12 protein-coding genes are annotated in these 17,129 nt (G+C 59.2%); 11 read left to right on the forward strand and 1 reads right to left on the reverse strand.

The genetic code is table 11. From position 1 onward, the window contains the following. The first annotated feature begins 555 nt into the window (after nt 1–555). From B447_RS20150 to B447_RS20175, 9 genes are all read left to right on the forward strand, one after another. On the forward strand, nt 556–1,788 hold the full coding sequence (locus tag B447_RS20150; RefSeq protein WP_002945175.1) for a polysaccharide export protein: 1,233 nt from the start codon (nt 556–558) through the stop codon (nt 1,786–1,788). Nucleotides 1,789–1,888: 100 nt separating this feature from the next. Further along, nucleotides 1,889–4,147, forward strand: coding sequence for a polysaccharide biosynthesis tyrosine autokinase (locus B447_RS20155; protein WP_002945177.1), 2,259 nt, complete (start codon nt 1,889–1,891; stop codon nt 4,145–4,147). Nucleotides 4,148–4,470: 323 nt separating this feature from the next. Then, nucleotides 4,471–6,045: an MraY family glycosyltransferase gene (locus B447_RS20160; protein WP_002945179.1), complete on the forward strand. Its 1,575-nt coding sequence runs from the start codon at nt 4,471–4,473 to the stop codon at nt 6,043–6,045. A gap of 89 nt (nt 6,046–6,134) precedes the next feature. After that, entirely contained in the window at nt 6,135–7,418 is a 1,284-nt protein-coding gene (gene tviB, locus B447_RS20165) for a Vi polysaccharide biosynthesis UDP-N-acetylglucosamine C-6 dehydrogenase TviB (RefSeq protein ID WP_002945180.1), read from the forward strand. A gap of 351 nt (nt 7,419–7,769) precedes the next feature. Continuing rightward, nucleotides 7,770–9,074 (forward strand): lipopolysaccharide biosynthesis protein, encoded by a 1,305-nt coding sequence (locus B447_RS20170; protein WP_037983255.1) that lies wholly within the window; start codon nt 7,770–7,772, stop codon nt 9,072–9,074. A gap of 240 nt (nt 9,075–9,314) precedes the next feature. After that, entirely contained in the window at nt 9,315–10,409 is a 1,095-nt protein-coding gene (locus tag B447_RS22370; protein ID WP_083491505.1) for a glycosyltransferase, read from the forward strand. Between the two features lie 14 nt (nt 10,410–10,423). Further along, nucleotides 10,424–11,716, forward strand: coding sequence for an O-antigen ligase family protein (locus B447_RS22375; protein WP_083491506.1), 1,293 nt, complete (start codon nt 10,424–10,426; stop codon nt 11,714–11,716). Between the two features lie 71 nt (nt 11,717–11,787). Next, nucleotides 11,788–12,912: a glycosyltransferase gene (locus B447_RS22380; RefSeq protein WP_088179223.1), complete on the forward strand. Its 1,125-nt coding sequence runs from the start codon at nt 11,788–11,790 to the stop codon at nt 12,910–12,912. A gap of 24 nt (nt 12,913–12,936) precedes the next feature. Beyond that, complete coding sequence (locus B447_RS20175; RefSeq protein ID WP_037983259.1) at nt 12,937–13,695, forward strand: glycosyltransferase family 2 protein; 759 nt, start codon at nt 12,937–12,939, stop codon at nt 13,693–13,695. A gap of 42 nt (nt 13,696–13,737) precedes the next feature. Here the strand turns inward: B447_RS20175 and B447_RS20180 are convergent, their stop codons facing one another. After that, on the reverse strand, nt 13,738–13,989 hold the full coding sequence (locus tag B447_RS20180; protein WP_002945190.1) for a helix-turn-helix domain-containing protein: 252 nt from the start codon (nt 13,987–13,989) through the stop codon (nt 13,738–13,740). 268 nt (nt 13,990–14,257) lie between these two features. Between B447_RS20180 and B447_RS20190 the strand changes: the two genes are divergently transcribed. Further along, complete coding sequence (locus tag B447_RS20190; protein ID WP_002945193.1) at nt 14,258–15,586, forward strand: UDP-glucose dehydrogenase family protein; 1,329 nt, start codon at nt 14,258–14,260, stop codon at nt 15,584–15,586. Between the two features lie 622 nt (nt 15,587–16,208). Continuing rightward, complete coding sequence (locus B447_RS20200) at nt 16,209–17,051, forward strand: DUF2806 domain-containing protein (protein ID WP_037983266.1); 843 nt, start codon at nt 16,209–16,211, stop codon at nt 17,049–17,051. The last annotated feature ends 78 nt before the right edge of the window (nt 17,052–17,129 follow it).

Consider the following 17,129-nt stretch of genomic DNA (forward strand, 5'->3'; position numbering starts at 1 on the left):
GCTCGCGCCGCTCCCACGGGGGAGGCGCGCCACGGCCGCTGTAGGAGCGGCGCCAGCCGCGAGCCTTTCGTCGCACCCCCCCACGCCCGCCGCCTTCAACCCCTCGCGGCTTGCGCCGCTCCCACGGGGGAGGCGCGCCGCGGTCTGCTGTAGGAGCGGCGCCAGCCGCGAGCCTTTCATCACCCCCACCCACGCCCGTCGCCCCAACCCCTCGCGGCTCGCGCCGCGCCTACGGAACCCGGCGGGTGCGCGTCTGGCATCGGGCGATGCCAATGGCTTGAATGCCCGGTCTGCCTTTGTTTGCAAAGGGGATACCCTTTTCTCATCAAAAAAAGTGTCGGAATTCTTTACAGTTCGTCACGGAGGGCGTTTCATTGCCGTAACATGACGGTCTTAGGCTACTGCCAAAGCACTGATAGAATGTCGGCTTTTGTGCTGTGCGGCATGACAGGTGTGCTTCTTGCTAAAGCACTCGGTTGATGCACGCACCTTGCCCTTGTGGCGCAGCAGCATGGGCAACCGCCACATACCGAGAACATACAGACGGGGTATCCGATGAACACACCCAGCACCAACCTGCCAGCCCGCCGCACGACTGCCGCACACCCCGTGGGTGCGTTGCGCGGGCTTGTCCTGGTTGCCGCGGCCACTGCGCTGAGTGGCTGCACGCTCATCCCGGGCGTCAGCGGCAGCTTCATGCGCGACGAATCGCGTGTCGAGTTGCCCGTCACCCAGGGCGGCGAGCAGGTGCCGGCCACGGTCAGCATCACCCCCATCACGGCCGAACTCATCATCCAGCACTTCAAGGCCAGCCAGGCGTCGGGCGATTCGCGCTTCCGCACCGGCAACGCCGGCGGGCAGACCGCCACCCGGGGCGACAACACCGCGCCCGATCCCGGTCTCACCCACCAGGACTACCGCCTCGGCCCCGGCGACATCATCAACGTCATCGTCTGGGACCACCCCGAAATCACCATCCCTGCCGGCTCCTACCGCTCGGCCGAGCAGTCCGGCACCCTGGTGGCCGACGACGGCACCATCTTTTTCCCCTACGCCGGGGTGGTCAAGGTCGCCGGCCTCACCCCGCGCGAAGTGCGCGAACTGCTCGCCAAGCGCCTCGCCAAGGTCATCGAAAACGTCCAGCTCGACGTCCGCATCGTCTCTTTCCGCAGCAAGCGCGTGTACCTCGTCGGCGAAGTCGCCAAGCCTGGCCTGCTCGCCATCGACGACATCCGCATGACGCTGGTCGAAGCCGTCAACCGTGCCGGTGGCATCACTGAACACGCCGACCACGGCAACGTGCTGCTCACCCGCAACGGCGAAACCTACCGCGTCGACCTCCAGGCCCTGTACGAAGAAGGCGACACCAGCCAGAACGTGCTGCTGCAGCCCGGCGACATCGTCAACGTGCTCGACCGCAGCCGCAACAAGGTGTTCGTGCTCGGCGAAGTGCAGCGTCCCGGCTCCATGGTCATGAACAAGCGCCGCACCACCCTGGCCGAAGCCCTGGCCGACGCCGGCTTCGTCAACCAGGTCACCTCCGACCCCGCCTGGGTCTACGTGATGCGCAGCGACAACGGCACTTCCGAGCTCTTCCACCTCAACGCCCGCACCCCCGACGCCCTGTTGCTGGCCGAGAGCTTCCCGCTGCTGCCGCGCGACGTGGTCTATGTCGACGTCGCCCCGGTGGCACGCTGGAACCGTGTCGTCAGCAACATCCTGCCCACCTCGCAGATGCTCAACTTCACCAGCGACGTGCGCTACCCGCTGTTCGGCGGCCGCCAGTAAGGCCTGGGCCGGCCCGCCGCGTGCGGGCCGCCGCCGTGCCGCGCGCACGGTGCCGTCACCGTGACCACCGCATCAACCCAAATACGACAGGAAGACCCCGTTGCGCCGCGATCCCGCCACCACCGCCCAGCCCGAAGCCGGCCCCAACACCCGCAGCGCAGCCGCGCGCGGTAACGACGACTTCATCAACCTCGGCGAAATCATCGCCGTGCTGCTCGAATACAAGTGGCTCATCCTCGCCATCGGCACCTTTGCCGTGCTGGTGGGCGGGGTCGTCGCCTTCGTCTCCACCCCCATCTACCGCGCCGACGCCCTCGTCCAGGTCGAAGACAAGAAGAGCGCCAAGGGCGGCCTCGCCGCACTGCGCGACGTCGAAGCCGTGCTCGGCGACACCACCTCCGTCGCCGCCGAACTCGAGATCCTGCGTTCGCGCATGATCCTCGGCCGCGTCGTCGACCGCCTCAACCTCACCGTGCAGGCCCAGCCGGTACGTGCGCCAATCTTCGGTGCAGCGTTTGCGCGACGCTACGCTGGGCTGGAACCGGCGCCGCCCATGTTTGGACTGTCCAGCTACGCATGGGGGGGTGAGCGTATCCGGGTAGAGCGCTTCGAGGTGCCGGAAGGTATGCTGGGCATGCCCTTCCTTCTTCAGGTTGGTCAGGACGGAGGCCTGGCGCTGCATGACGAGGAGGGCGGCTTCGTGCTCGATGCGCGAGTCGGCGAGTCGGTCAGCGCTAACGGTGTATCGCTTTTCCTGTCGGAACTCGTCGCACGCCCAGGCACAAAGTTCATGCTGACTCGGCAGAGCCAGCAGCAAGCCATCTCCCAACTGCGCGAACGGTTCGAAGCGCGCGAGCGCGGTAGCTCAAGAGTACGTGGTTCGGGCGTGATCGAGCTGGCTTTGCATGGTGATGACAGGGCTGCACTAGTCACCGAACTCAACGAGATCCTCAACGCCTACGTGCGTCAGAACGTGGAATACCGCTCGGCCGAAGCCGAGTCCACGCTCGCCTTCCTCGAAGCCCAGCTCCCCGAGCTCAAGGGCCAGCTCGACACCGCCGAGGCCGCCTACAACGAATACCGCCAGTCGCGTGGCTCGGTCGACCTCACCCTCGAGACGCAGTCCGTGCTGCGCTCGGTGGTCGAAGCCGACAACGAAATCGTTGCCCTCCAGCAAAAGCGCGAAGAACTGCGCCAGCGCTTCACCTCCGAGCACCCCCAGGTCATCGCCCTCGACGCCCAGATCAGCCGCCTGCGCAACCGCCGCGCCAGCTTCGAAGGCAACGTCTCGCGCCTGCCCGAAACCCAGCAGGTCGCCCTGCAGCTGCGCCGCGACGTCGAAGTCGCCACCGCCCTCTACACCAACCTGCTCAACAGCGCCCAGCAGCTGCGCGTGGCCCGTGCCGGCACCGTGGGCGACGTCCGCGTCATCGACTCGGCCGTCACCGCCCAATTCCCCGTTGCCCCGCGCAAGGCCCTCATCCTGCTGCTGTCGGGCGTGCTCGGCCTGCTCGGCGCGCTCGGCACCGTGTGGGGCATCCGCGCCCTGCGCGTGGTGGTGGAAGACCCGCAGACCATCGAACGCGAGCTCGCCCTGCCGGTGTACGCCACCGTGCCGGCCAGCAAGGCCGAGGAGGGCATCGAACGCCGCATCCTGCGCGGCAGGGGCGGCAAGGGCGAACTGCTCGCCATCGTCAACCCCGACGACGACGCCATGGAAAGCCTGCGCAGCCTGCGCACCACGCTCCACTTTGCCCTGCTCGGCGCCGAGAGCGGCTCCGTCCTCATCACCGGCCCCGCCCCCGGCGTCGGCAAGAGCTTCGTCACCAAGAACCTCGGTGCCGTGCTCGCCCAGGCCGGCAAGCGCGTCATAATCGTCGATGCCGACTTGCGCAAGGGCCACATCAACAAGGCCTTCGGCGTGCCGCGCGGCCTCGGCGTGTCGGACTACATCATGGGCAAGGCCACGCTCGAGGTCATCGTCAAGCCCACGGCGGTAGAGAACCTGCACATGGTCACCACCGGCCTCATCCCGCCCAACCCGTCCGAACTGCTCATGCACCCGCAGTTTGCCAACATGCTCGCAGCGCTCGAAGACCGTTGCGACGTGCTGCTGGTCGACGCGCCCCCCATCCTGGCCGTGTCCGACGCCGCCATCATCGGCCGCATGGTCGGCGCCACGCTGCTCGTCGCCCGCGCCGGCCGCCACCCCATCCGCGAGCTGGAACAGGCCGTCAAGCGCTTCGAACACGGCGGCGCCGCGGTCAAGGGCTTCGTCTTCAATGGCTTCGACACCCGCCGCCAACGTCACCGCTTCGGTTACGAGGGCTACCACTATCAATACAAGTACAAGTCCTGACTGCCGCCGGATTTGTTGAACAAGATCACGCGGCTTGAGCCGCGCCTGCAACGCGACCAACCGCGTCGTTGGGGTTCGCTGTAGGAGCGGCGCCAGCCGCGAGCTTTTGAAACCGTGGGCCCTCGTCCAGGGCCCAAAAAACTCGCGGCTTGCGCCGCTCCTACAGGCGCGCGACAGGGCGCACGAGACAGGGGCGCGCTAGCCGGCGCGGCAAGCTGCGCCCCGGGCACATGCCCAATGAATTGCTGCAACGCGGTAGCCGCCTTACCAGCCGCTGCCCGCCGTGCCACCAAGGCACAACGTTTTTTGAGCGAGGTATCACCATGTGGGGCCTGTTAACACTCATCCTGGCCACGGCGCTGTCTGCCGCCGTCATCCGCGGCATGCTGCGCCTCGCTCCCCATGTCGGTCTCATCGACCACCCGGGCGAACACAAGCAGCATGTGCACAGCACCCCCTTCGTGGGTGGCTTTGGTGTGCTCGCTGCGCTGCTGCTGGCCGTGGGCATGCTGCTGTGGCTGCTGCCCGCGCAGTCCCTGGCCTGGGCCTCGCTCGCAGTGTGCGCGCTGGTCATGTGGGGCGTGGGCCTCGCTGACGACCGCTGGAAGCTCAGCGCCCGCATCCGCCTCGTCATCCAGGCCGGGCTGGCTTTGCTCATGGTCTATGGCGGCGGCATCGTGCTGGTCGGCCTCGGCGACCCCTTGCTCATCGGCGCGCTGTCGCTCGGCATCATCGCCGTGCCCTTCACCGTGTTCGGCGTGGTCGGCTGCATCAACGCCCTTAACATGGTCGACGGCATCGACGGCCTGTCCGGCACCGTGGCGGCCGGCACGCTTGCTCTGGTTGCGCTCGTCACCCTGGGTGCGGGCGACGGCAGCGGCCACCTGCTGGCCATGGCCTTGCTCGGCGGCGTGGCCGGCTTCCTGTGGTTCAACCTGCGCTTCGGCAGCCAGCACCGCGCCCGCGTCTTCATGGGCGACAACGGCAGCATGATGCTCGGCCTGCTCATCGCCTGGCAGCTCATCGACATCACCCAGGGCGAGCAGCCCCTGGTGCCCCCGGTGGTGGCGCTGTGGATGTTTGCCGTGCCGCTCATCGACACCCTGGCCGTCATGGCCCGCCGCGTCTGGCTGGGCAAGTCGCCCTTCAGCCCCGACCGCCACCACCTGCACCACCTGCTGCAGCGCGCCGGCTTCCGGGTCGAGCACACCGTCACCATCATCGGTAGCCTGCACCTGGGCCTGGGCCTGTTCGGCCTGCTCGGCGCCTGGCTGGGCGTGCCCGACGCGCTCATGTTTGCCGGCTTTGTCGGCGTGTTTGCGGTGTATCTGCGCTTTACCGCCCGGCCGTGGCGCTTCGTGCCCATGCTGCGCCGCCTGCACCGCAGCCTGCATCTCACCCCGGCGCTCAACTGCGGCGTGTTCTTCGGCAATTCCAGCCTCGAGCATGTGGAGCAGATCAACGCCCTGGTCGCCCCCGAACTCAAGGACAACACCGTCTTCCGCACCCGCCTGTACGAATACCGTGGCGACCCCGAGCATGCCGGCCGCCGCTACGCCGTGGTGCAGATCGTGGTGGACGAAGACATCGCCCCGCTCGCCTACCAGAGTCTCTACATGCGCCTGCTGCAGCGCGTCATGCGCCCCGACCGCAACGCCTTCGTGCGCGGCTATGTCACCCGCGACCCCGCCAACGAGCGCCGCGCAGAGCACCGCACCCCGCACGCAGACGAGCGCCGCGGCGAACGCCGCGTGGGCCGGTGCGAACTGCTTGAGGAGTCATTCACCTATGTGCAAAACGGCCGCATCGTCGACGAGCAGGTCAACCAGCGCGCCCATCACCAAGGGCACAATGACGTTGCAGCCCCAAGAGCCGACCTGGCCCGCGAGCTGCATTGACGGCCCCCGTTGCCGCTCTGCAGCCTGCTTACCATCGTCTCGAAACACACCGCATTCAAACTCCTTCTATCCGTAACACGCCTACCATCATGACCACCCACACTCTGGACTCCATCAAGCTCGCCATCATCGGCCTGGGCTACGTCGGCCTGCCGCTCGCCGTGGAATTCGCCAAGCAGCGCAGCGTTGTCGGCTTCGACATCAACCAGGCTCGCATCGACGCCCTGCGCAGCGGCCACGACGCCACGCTCGAAGTCTCGGACGAAGAGCTCGCCGAAGCCACCGGCCTCAGCTACACCGCCAGCCTGCAGGAGCTGGCCGCCTGCAACACCTTCATCGTCACCGTCCCCACCCCCATCGACGAGCACAAGCAGCCCGACCTCACCCCCCTGGTCAAGGCCAGCGAGACCATCGGCAAGGTGCTCAAGAAGGGCGACATCGTCATCTACGAATCCACCGTCTACCCCGGTGCCACCGAAGAAGACTGCGTGCCGGTGCTGGAGAAGGTGTCCGGCCTCAAGTTCAACGTCGACTTCTACGCCGGCTACAGCCCCGAGCGCATCAACCCGGGCGACAAGGAACACCGCGTCTCCACCATCAAGAAGGTCACCGCCGGCTCCACGCCCGAAGTGGCCGAGCTGGTCGACCAGCTCTACCGCCAGATCATCGTCGTCGGCACCCACAAGGCCGAAAGCATCAAGGTGGCCGAGGCCGCCAAGGTCATCGAGAACACCCAGCGCGACGTCAACATCGCCCTCATCAACGAGCTGGCCATCATCTTCAACAAGATGGGCATCGACACCGAGGCCGTGCTGCAGGCCGCCGGCAGCAAGTGGAACTTCCTGCCCTTCCGTCCCGGCCTGGTCGGCGGCCACTGCATCGGCGTGGATCCGTACTACCTTACCCACAAGGCGCAATCCATCGGCTACCACCCCGAGATCATCCTCGCCGGCCGCCGCCTCAACGACGGCATGGGCGCCTACGTGGTGTCGCAGCTGGTCAAGGCCATGCTCAAGCGCCGCATCACCGTCGAAGGCGCGCGCGTGCTGGTCATGGGCCTCACCTTCAAGGAAAACTGCCCGGATCTGCGCAACACCCGCATCGTCGACATCGTCAAGGAGCTGGGCGAGTACAACATCCAGGCCGACGTGTACGACCCCTGGGTGGACGTAGCCGAAGCCCAGCACGAATACGCCCTTACCCCCATCGATGCGCCCAAGCAGGGCGCCTACGACGCCATCATCGTTGGTGTGGCGCATGATCAGTTCAAGGCCATGGGCCCAGCTGCGATCCGCGCGCTCGGTAAGAAAGACCATGTCGTGTATGACTTGAAGTACGTGCTGCCGCGATCCCAAGCCGACCTCAGGTTGTGACTCCGACCATCGCTGTCAGCTCGTTTAGCGATGATGAGCTAGGTAAGAACGAAAAGCCATTCAAAAGCAGAGGAGCCGCGGCTACCGGCTTCTCTGCTGCCCCCAAAAAGCGCTGGTTGTCAGGGTTTCAGTACTGTCTTCGGTAATTAGTCCTGCACGACGATGCAAGCATTCCGAATGGTCAAAGCATGCAGTGGCATGCTTTGAGCCTATGAGAGACTGAAAGTGCTTGATATACAGTACTCATAATATGCACCAGTGATTGATCTTAGATGGCTTTCAAAAATGTAAGGCCTGATTATGGCGCTGCTGCCTTCTGTGTTATTCATAACAAAATCTAGTGATTAGAAAATGCTACGAGGAACTCGAGCAGTTGTCGCAAAGTTATTCAAACAAGCTTGGGCTAGTAAGATTCTTCGTAGCGTGGGCGTTGTTGTGTCTGGAACAGCAGCGGCGCAGATTATTACTTTGCTTTTTACTCCCTTAGTCACGCGGATCTACGGACCTGAAATATTTGGCTTGTTTGGGGTCTTCGTTGCGGTTATAAATTTAACAATACCCCTTGCTGCACTTGCTTATCCTCTTGCCGTCGTGCTGCCAGCACACAATCGAGAGGCGATTGCGCTTGTGCGGCTCTCGGTGCTCTTATCCATTATTATTTCCTTGCTGTTTGGTACTTTCTTTTGGATGGCCAAGGATCTGTTAGTGGAGCTCTTCGATATTGAGCCTTTAAAAGACTTTATTCTATTTATACCTTTTGCAATGTTGTTTGCAGTTCTTCTGCAGTTGGCAATGCAGTGGCTTATACGAATGAAGGAGTTTAGATTAATCGCTCGATCAGCGGTGATTCACTCTCTAATACTGAATGTCGCCAAGGTCGGCGTGGGTCTTTTGTACCCTTTCGGGGTCGCGTTAATTGCAGTCGCGACGATGGGCTATGCACTGCATGCCGCATTGCTTGCTGGCAGCGCTATTTTTGCTTTTGCGCGAAGTCACAGGGATGAAAGTGCGAGCAGTCCTTTATCGCCTTTTCGTGCGGCTAGGAAATATATAGATTTCCCGTTATACAGGGCGCCCCAGAGCTTTATAAGTGATCTGTCGCAAGGGCTTCCAATTTTACTGTTAAGCGGTCTTTTTGGTCCTGTTGCAGCTGGCTATTATGCTATTAGTAAAATGTCTATGGGTGTTCCAAGCGTATTGGTGGGGAAGGCTCTTCGGGATGTTTTGTATCCTCACTTGGCTGAGGCGTTCAGGAATGGAGAGTGCCTGTATCGGCCTCTTGTGCGTAGTACTACCCTTCTTGCCTTCATTGGGGCGCTGCCGTTTGGAGTGGTGGTGTTCTATGGTCCGTTATTATTTAGCTGGATTTTTGGCTCAGAGTGGGTTGCAGCCGGCGAATATGCTCGCTGGCTTGCAATATTTTTCTATTTCAATTTAATAAATAAGCCGAGCTTCGCGGCTGTACCGGTCCTCGGGTTGCAAAAAGAATTGCTGCTATATGAGATAGGAAGCATTGCCCTCAAGGCGTTAGGCTTGTTCGCTGGTTTCTTCGTTTTTGAGAGTGATTTGTGGGCAGTGGCATTATTCTCCATGTTTGGTGCGGCGTCATATGTCTTTATGATTTTCTGGGTTGCTTTTCGATCTAAGGTTAAGTGAAGTGGGGGTATTTGAGTGATTTGCTTTAAGGTGTTAAAGTAATTTCTAATATTTTGGTTTGTTTTTTAATCGGGCTTGCTATTAACTTGTAGTCGTTCTTTAGGTTTGTCAGAATTAGGTTTTGTTTTTAAGTTCTTATTCAACCATTGGCTGGGTGTGTTTATATTAATAAATTAAGCTGGCTTTGATGGGTGTAAAATATACAGCCTAGATTAGTTGAATTTTTGCTGTGGAGTTGCCATGATGAACCTGTGTGTAGTAGTCCCCTCTTTCACAGGAGGAGGGGCTGAGCGTATTGCCGTTAATTTGGCTAATCAATATGCTTTGAGCGGGCACAGTGTTGTGGTTGTCGTTTTTAACGGTTTTGGGCCTTATCGAGAGCAAGTCAGTGATTCCGTCAAGATCCTTGATCTGAAGAGTTCGCGCGTTCGCTACGTACTTCCGAGATTATTAAAAGCCTTTCGTGAAATAGCGCCAACTACGGTTCTTTCTGTCGTTCGACTGTCAAATGTGATGACGGGAATCGCTGGGTATTTTTATCCTGCGGCAAGAATGGTTTTCAGAGAGGCAAGCACGATGGATGGGGTCTTAAAACTGCCCCCGCTGAAAAAGTGGCTAATGTTGAGAATAATGCAAATAGCGTATCGACGTGCGGATAAAATTGTTGCAAACTCAGAGGGGACGCGTCGCAGTCTTCTCACATGCGGTGTCGCTCGTCAGGATAAGGTAGTAGTTATCGGCAATCCAGTATTGCCGGCGAACTTAGAGCAGCTTTCGAGTGCAGTAGCATCACACCGTTGGCTTGAGGACAAAAGCGTTAAAGTAGTTCTCAGTGTTGGGCGCCTCCACCCACTAAAAAGGCAGGACGTTCTTATTCGAGCCTTCGCTATTGTTTCTCGGGGCTTGACGGATATAAGGCTCTTGATATTGGGAGAGGGGAGCGAGCGGGAAAGGCTGCTCTCCTTGGTTGAAGAGCTTAATGTTTCTGAAGTTGTTGATATCGTTCCTTTTTCTCAGAATCCCTATCCATATTATAAAAACGCGGCGGTCTTTGTGTTGGCGTCGGAGTGGGAGGGATTTGGTAATGTTCTAGTAGAAGCTATGGCGTGTGAGCTTCCCGTTATCTGCACGGATTGCCCTGGTGGGCCGCGCGAGATTCTTCGAGGTGGGAGGTTTGGCGTACTTGTTCCTGTAGGTGATGTGAGTGCATTGAGCGTCGAATTAGCCAAGATCTTAACGAAAGAAACGAAGGTGGATCTGAAAAGCGCAAAAGAGCGAGCTATGGAGTATGGAGTGTCGGCGATTTCAAAGTGCTATGAAAGAGAGTTGCTTTAGTCGTGAGTAAGGCGATGAATGCGCTTCCCGTTTATCTAGAGACTAGGCTATTTAATTGGATTATTGTTTTTTTTACACTCTCCTTAGCTCTGTTTAGCTTTATTAGTTTTGACTTATATGGGCTTTCGGTTCAGGTCGTTGATATAAGCTTTGTTTTTGCGCTTGCTGGGGTTGTGTCTCTTGCGTCAAGGGCAGGCTATGCTGTTCCAAAGCTCAGGTTTAGACCGGTAGATCTTCCGATTTTTTTTCATTTAGCGTTGCTTTCGTTGTTTCCAATCTTAGGGTATTTATTTGGGATTGTTTCGATTGTTGATTACTCTGCTTCGCTTAGATGGGCTCTCGTTTTGGGGGTGGCTGCTTTGCTTCTCGGATGGGCAGATTTCTTTTCTAGGGCGGAGGTCGCATTTGCTCGATCGCTGTTGCTGGCAGGCTGTTTGAATGTGATTTATGGAACAGCTATGTTATTGGAAATGCTGGGGCTGCTCCCATCGGCGGTCTTCCCGCACAATAATCCGACGATTGTCGAACTGCTTAATTGGAAAGTTGACCACTTTATGCGAGTTCCAGCGCTGTTTAGCGGACCAAATCAGTTGGGCTGGTATGCGCTTTCTGTGTTTATTTTGGCAATTGGGTTTATTTATCAGCGCAGCGGGTCACGGTTGATTTGGTACTGGGTGGCTGGCCTGCACTTGTATCTTCTGTTTCTTTCTACCTCCAGAACGGCGGTTATCGCCCTTTTTGTAGTAGGTTTCTTGTTTTTTTCTATTTTTCTACGTGATATTCAGTTCGAGAGAGTGAGTCGCCGGCTCATTATTACTGTATTTTCGTTGTGTTTTTTCTTGACTTCTATATTTGCGGTTGGTAATCAGTTTGAGGTTTTTCGACTTGATGGTCTGGCTAGGGCGTTTGCCGTGCTGTCTGGTGATCTAGGTGGTGATGGTTCTTTTCAGGATCGGTTGTACTACTGGAGAGAGGCTCTTGATGTTTTTTATAGTGACTTTTCGCCCTTAGGTACGATGGCAGCGCCTACTCATTTTGTCGGTGTGATCGATTCTGGATGGCTTAGTTATTTTATCCAAGGTGGGCCAATTCTCGTTGCTTCATTTTCATTAGTTTTGATTTTCGTGACTTTTTATGGGTTCAGAAAGTTTTATGTTGAGGGTAGTTACATTGGACTTTCTTTGAGTTGTCTTGCCATTGCATTGGCTGTTGGGCAGATTACTTTAAGTCCATTTCACTATCTTCCTGTGCTTTTTATCTTTATCTTCTCTTTGTTGTTTACGGTCTCAGAGGGGTCTAAAGAATGAGTTTGCGTATCGCGTACATAACGACCCAGTTTCCTGCGCCGTCAGAGACTTTTGCGTGTAACGACGTGCGAATGCTTGTCGAGTTGGGTGCAGACGTTCGGGTCTATGGAATGAGGTCGCCACATTCTCGTGCTCAGGAAATGGCTAGGGAGCGAGGGGTTAGTAATGTCACGATAAGCGCTTGCGGGCCAAGAGAGGTTGTTGGGGGTTTATTGTACGCATTTTATAGAATTGATCTCCTTCTTAAGCTTGTGCTGTGGGTCGTGGCTTTGGAGTGGCGGCGGATCGGTAATTTAATTAGATGCTTGGCGTTTGTTCCAGCAAGCTTCTTTGTGTTGAAGGAGTTGCGACGAGAGCGTCCCGATGTTGTTCATCTTTTTTGGGGGCACTATCCTTCCCTTGTTGGTCAGTTAGTATTGAGCGATCTTAGGTCGGTAAAAGTAACGATGTTTCTGGGGGCCTACGACTTGGCGATGAGGCTTGCGATTAGTGGCGATCTTGCGAGGAGGGTAAGTGGGGTATTTACGCACGCAAGGGCTAATCTGCATGAGTTGGCAGAGGTCGGGGTTGCGGCGTCAAGTGTCTCAGTGGTCCATAGGGGAGTTGATCAATCTTCTCTTGGGAAGTATGTTTGCGACTCTGTTTCAAAGGATCTATTTGAGATACTGAGTGCTGGTCGGTTAATAGAGTCCAAGCGCTTTGATGCTGCAATCTCTTTGCTTCCTGAGTTGCCCGGTTTCAGGCTTGTGATTGCTGGGGAAGGGCCCGATGAGAAGCGACTGAAGGACCTCGCTGTTAGCTTGGGCGTTGCTGACAGGGTTGAGTTTTGTGGGTTTCTTTCTCAGGAGAGACTACTAAAGCGTATGGCCTCGGCTGGTTTTTTTGTACTTCTTTCGGATAAGGCTGGTGAGAGGCTTCCGAATGTTGTAAAGGAAGCTATGTTTGCCGGTTGCGTGTGTGTTGTTGCTGATACACCTGGCATCGAGGAGCTGGTTGCTCATGGCGTCACAGGTTTTGTGGTTGGAAATGCTAATTCAAATATGGCTTCCGAAATAATCCGTAATTTGGGGCATCAGGATATTGGTTTGATTCGAGAGCGGGCTAGCCTCGCTATTAAAGATAACTTTGATTTAAAGGTGTCAATGACGTGTTACTTGGATCGATGGGTGGCGCTCTGCTCTGCTGATGCTCATTAAGTTTTTGTTCTTTTTGGGGAGCGTATGAGTATTGATTCTATGGTGTCCATAATTACTCCGACCTTTAATTCGCGGAGTTATATTGGAGAGACATATTTATCTATACGGGGGCAGAGTCATCAGAATTGGGAGTGGCTCGTTACTGACGACTGCTCGACAGATGGTAGTGCTGCGTTCGTTGCCGAGCTCGCTGCAAAGGACTCACGTGTAAAATCGTTCAGAAACATCGAGAATTCTGGCGCTGCAATTACAAGGAATAATTCTATTTTGCACGCGGCTGGTGATTTCATCGCGTTTATCGACAGCGACGACTATTGGGAGCCAGAGAAGCTAGAGCGGCAGCTTCAGTTCATGGGTGAGAAGATAGACTTCTCGTTCACTGCATACGCGATTATGGACGAACGGGGTAACTTGACGGGCAAACTGGTTGATGCCAACCGTTCAGGCTCTTTCGGCTACGACGACATGCTCTGCAAGGCTGCTACCTTGGGGTGCTCGACCGTGATGCTCCGTAGAAGCGCCTTTGCCGATCTCTCTATGCCTCTGATTCGGACGGGGCAGGACTACGCACTTTGGCTGAAGTTGCTTAAGACCGGTAAGCGCGCGCATCTGATCGGTGAGCCACTGACGCGTTACCGGATTACGCCCAATTCGATTTCGCGGAACAAGGTCAAGAAAGCTAAGCGCCAGTGGCAGATCTATCGTGAGATCGAAGGCCTGGCCTTACCCAAGGCTGCGTATTGCTTCGCCTTTTATGCCTGGCGTGCAGTCTTCAGACGGTAGTACGCCCTCGGTAACTAGTCCGTAGTCTATTCGCGCTAACGTTCATGAGCGCCGGTTTGTCTTTGGTAATCTGCCCAGCGCACGTAGCGCAGTGATGATCTCCTCGCGCTTCTTGTCTGTGCCAAACGCGATGTTGAGCAGGAACTGAACAGGGCTTGGTATGTCTCGGCCGGACTCGTAGCGGCTACCGCCGCTTTGTGTGGTCATGAAGAACTTCCAGAACTCGGATTGGTTCAGGGCGAGCTTGTTGCGGAGGATGCGGATTTCTTCGCCGGTGTAGGTCTTGATCTTCATGTTGGGGCGCTGGAGTGGAGGTGGATATTTTTCGGGCGAACGGAAAATGCCCGTACGCCCGTTACGGTGTCCGCCCCTTGTGGGAGCGGCGCAAGCCGCGAGGGGTTGAAGGCGATGCGGCCCGGGTTGGGCTGATGAAAGGCTCGCGGCTTGCGCCGCTCCTACAGTACCCGGCCGCGGTGGCCGCTCCGGTGGCGGTGGGGCGTATTGAATTTTGGCGCGCGTGCATGGGCGTGCGCGTGATGGGTTTGATGTCATTGGAGGTTGTATGAAGCTGACGATTTTTGGTACGGGCTACGTTGGCCTGGTAACGGGGGCCTGCCTGGCTGAGGTGGGCCATAACGTGGTGTGCGTGGATATCGATCAGCGCAAGATCGACCGCCTCAACCAGGGCGAGCTGCCGATCTGGGAGCCGGGGCTGGATGCGATCGTGGCGCGCAACGTGGGTGAGGGGCGCCTGGCCTTTACCACCGACGTGGCGCGCGGGGTGGCGCATGCGCAGGTGCAGTTCATTGCCGTGGGCACGCCGCCGGACGAGGACGGTTCGGCCGATCTGCAGTACGTGCTGGCGGTGGCCGAGAGCGTGGCGCGCAACATGGCGGGCTACAAGGTGCTGATCAACAAGTCGACGGTGCCGGTGGGCACGGCCGACAAGGTGCGCGAGCGCGTGGCGGCGGTGCTGGCCGAGCGCGGGGTGGCGCAGCCCTACGACGTGGTGTCGAACCCGGAATTCCTCAAGGAAGGGGCGGCGGTGGGCGACTTCCTCAAGCCCGACCGCATCATCATCGGCACCGATTCGGACAAGGCGCGCGCGCTGATGCGCGAGCTGTACGAGCCCTTCAACCGCAACCATGAGCGCACCATGTTCATGGACGTGCGCAGCGCCGAGCTGACCAAGTACGCGGCCAACGCGATGCTGGCGACCAAGATCAGCTTCATGAACGAGCTGGCGAACATGGCCGAGATCCTGGGTGCGGACATCGAGGAGGTGCGCAAGGGCATCGGCGCGGATCCGCGCATCGGCTACCACTTCATCTACCCGGGTTGCGGCTACGGTGGCAGCTGCTTCCCGAAGGATGTGCAGGCGCTGGGGCGCACGGCCGACCAGATCGGCTACGAAGCGCCGCTGCTCAAGGCGGTGGAGGCGGTGAACAACCGCCAGAAGGGGGTGCTGTTTGCCAAGCTGGCGCGCCACTTTGGTGGTGCGGACAAGCTGGCCGGCAAGACGGTGGCGGTGTGGGGCCTGGCCTTCAAGCCCAACACCGACGACATGCGCGAGGCCCCCAGCCGCACGCTGATCGAGGCGCTGTGGGCCGCGGGTGCGCGCGTGCAGGCGTTTGACCCGGTGGCGATGGAAGAGACCCGCCGCATCTACGGCGAGCGCGACGACTTCACCCTGGCGGCCAACAAGTACGCGGCGCTGGAAGGCGCCGACGCACTGGCGATCTGCACCGAATGGCAGCAGTTCCGCGCGCCCGACTTCGACGAGATGCAAGGCCGCCTCTCCGCCCGCGTGATCGTCGACGGCCGCAACCTCTACCACCCCGACCGCCTCAAGGCCGACGGCTGGGCGTATTACAGCGTCGGCCGCAGCTAAGCGCCGGCAAAAAGCTCGCGGCTTGCGCCGCTCCTACAGCAAACCCAGCCGCCGCGGGTCTCTTGTGGGAGCGGCGCCAGCCGCGAGGTGTTGAAGGCGACACGGCCCGGTGCGTGATCGGAAAAGCTCGCGGCTGGCGCCGCTCCTACAGCAAGGCCCACCGCCGCGGGTCTCCCCCGCCCCAGTGGGAGCGGCGCCAGCCGCGAGGGGTTGAAGGCGACACCGCCTGGGTGGGCCCGATGAAAAGCTCGCGGCTCGCGCCGCTCCTACAGCAGAGCCCGGCGCCGTGCGCCTCACCGCTCGCTTGATGTGTGGTGCGTGCAAGGCGCATACGATGTTGCTCGATAGCTGGGTTGGCCTCGAGCGGGCATGAATCTAGAATGTGCGGCAACAGCGCCCAAACCTCTGGCGTCGGCTGGTCCGGCGTCATGTTTGGGCCTTCCATTTCGGGCGGGCGATGACACATCTGTTGCTCACCGAGCTCGATTTCCGTACCGACGTCGCCGCGTTGCGGCAGTGGACCATTTGGACGGCGCGCTAGACCCGGCTGAGGGCGTGGCGAGATAGGCTGTTCCCAAGCTCGCGCGCCCGGCTGGACACCCCTGCAAGGTAATGAACGCGAATGGATAAATCCGATTTGCTTGATTCCGCCGCCAGTGCGGCAACGCAGTCTGCGGTGAAGCAGTCCGAGAACATCGCACAGACGCTCGGCCGCTGGTGTGCGTCGCTGGTGTCGAATTCCGAGCTCGGGCTGAGGTGGCGCCTGGATAACCTTTCGCGGATCTCCGCGCGTTTCGATCGGCTCTGCCAGGCGCGCGGGATCAGTGCAGCACAGCGCGACGCCATCGCAACCAAGTTCGGCATCTTGTGGCTGGAAGGCGCTTCGATGGAGGAGGGCGACGCGCTGCAGGCCTTGTGGGCCGAGCTGCTGGCCCGCGAGGCCGTCGAGGGGCAGGTGCCGCTGGCGGCGATTTCTGCGTTGAAGACGATGCGCCCGTCCGATGCCGGCGTGTTCCAGCGCGCCTGCAACCTGGCGCTGGCGCATGAAGGCGTGTTCTTCATTCCGGTAAGCCTGAGCGCGGTGCGCCAGACGGGGGTGTTCGTCAACCGACTGGAAGACTACGGCCTGAATACGCGCGACCTGGTGTTGCTGGAGAGCCTTGGCCTGTTGAATGTGAGCACGGTGCACGCGGTGGAGTTGGGCTTCGGTGAACTCGTCCGGTATCAGGGACGGACGTTCCGCATCGAGGCCGAGGACGCCGAGCGTGGTGAGCATGGGCGAAGCGAGGTGACCGGCCTGCTCGTCGGCGCACACGTTTTCACCGACGCCGGAACGACCTTGCTGCAGCTTGCAGACCGCACGCCAGCAATGTCGCTCAACGATCCGGCCCCGCAGTCACGCTACTTCGAGGGCTATGTTGAGACGGTCCTCTTGCAGTGTGGTCTGGTGCTGCAAGAGGCATAGAAGCTCGCGGCTCGCGCCGCTCCCACAGCAAAGCCCACAGCCGCGGCTCTCCCCCCCCAGTGGGAGCGGCGCCAGCCG

The sequence above is a fragment of the Thauera sp. 27 genome (assembly GCF_000310125.2).
Taxonomy (GTDB): Bacteria; Pseudomonadota; Gammaproteobacteria; order Burkholderiales; family Rhodocyclaceae; genus Thauera; species Thauera mechernichensis.

Bases quoted from the DNA above. Each gene is read 5' to 3' on its own strand.
- B447_RS20190 (WP_002945193.1), top strand. From the start codon at position 14,258: ATGAAGCTGACGATTTTTGGTACGGGCTACGTTGGCCTGGTAACGGGG.
- B447_RS20160 (WP_002945179.1), top strand. From the start codon at position 4,471: ATGTGGGGCCTGTTAACACTCATCCTGGCCACGGCGCTGTCTGCCGCC.
- B447_RS20180 (WP_002945190.1), bottom strand. From the start codon at position 13,989: ATGAAGATCAAGACCTACACCGGCGAAGAAATCCGCATCCTCCGCAAC.
- B447_RS20200 (WP_037983266.1), top strand. From the start codon at position 16,209: ATGGATAAATCCGATTTGCTTGATTCCGCCGCCAGTGCGGCAACGCAG.
- B447_RS20170 (WP_037983255.1), top strand. From the start codon at position 7,770: ATGCTACGAGGAACTCGAGCAGTTGTCGCAAAGTTATTCAAACAAGCT.
- B447_RS22370 (WP_083491505.1), top strand. From the start codon at position 9,315: ATGATGAACCTGTGTGTAGTAGTCCCCTCTTTCACAGGAGGAGGGGCT.
- B447_RS20150 (WP_002945175.1), top strand. From the start codon at position 556: ATGAACACACCCAGCACCAACCTGCCAGCCCGCCGCACGACTGCCGCA.
- B447_RS22380 (WP_088179223.1), top strand. From the start codon at position 11,788: ATGCTTGTCGAGTTGGGTGCAGACGTTCGGGTCTATGGAATGAGGTCG.
- B447_RS22375 (WP_083491506.1), top strand. From the start codon at position 10,424: ATGAATGCGCTTCCCGTTTATCTAGAGACTAGGCTATTTAATTGGATT.
- B447_RS20175 (WP_037983259.1), top strand. From the start codon at position 12,937: ATGAGTATTGATTCTATGGTGTCCATAATTACTCCGACCTTTAATTCG.
- tviB (WP_002945180.1), top strand. From the start codon at position 6,135: ATGACCACCCACACTCTGGACTCCATCAAGCTCGCCATCATCGGCCTG.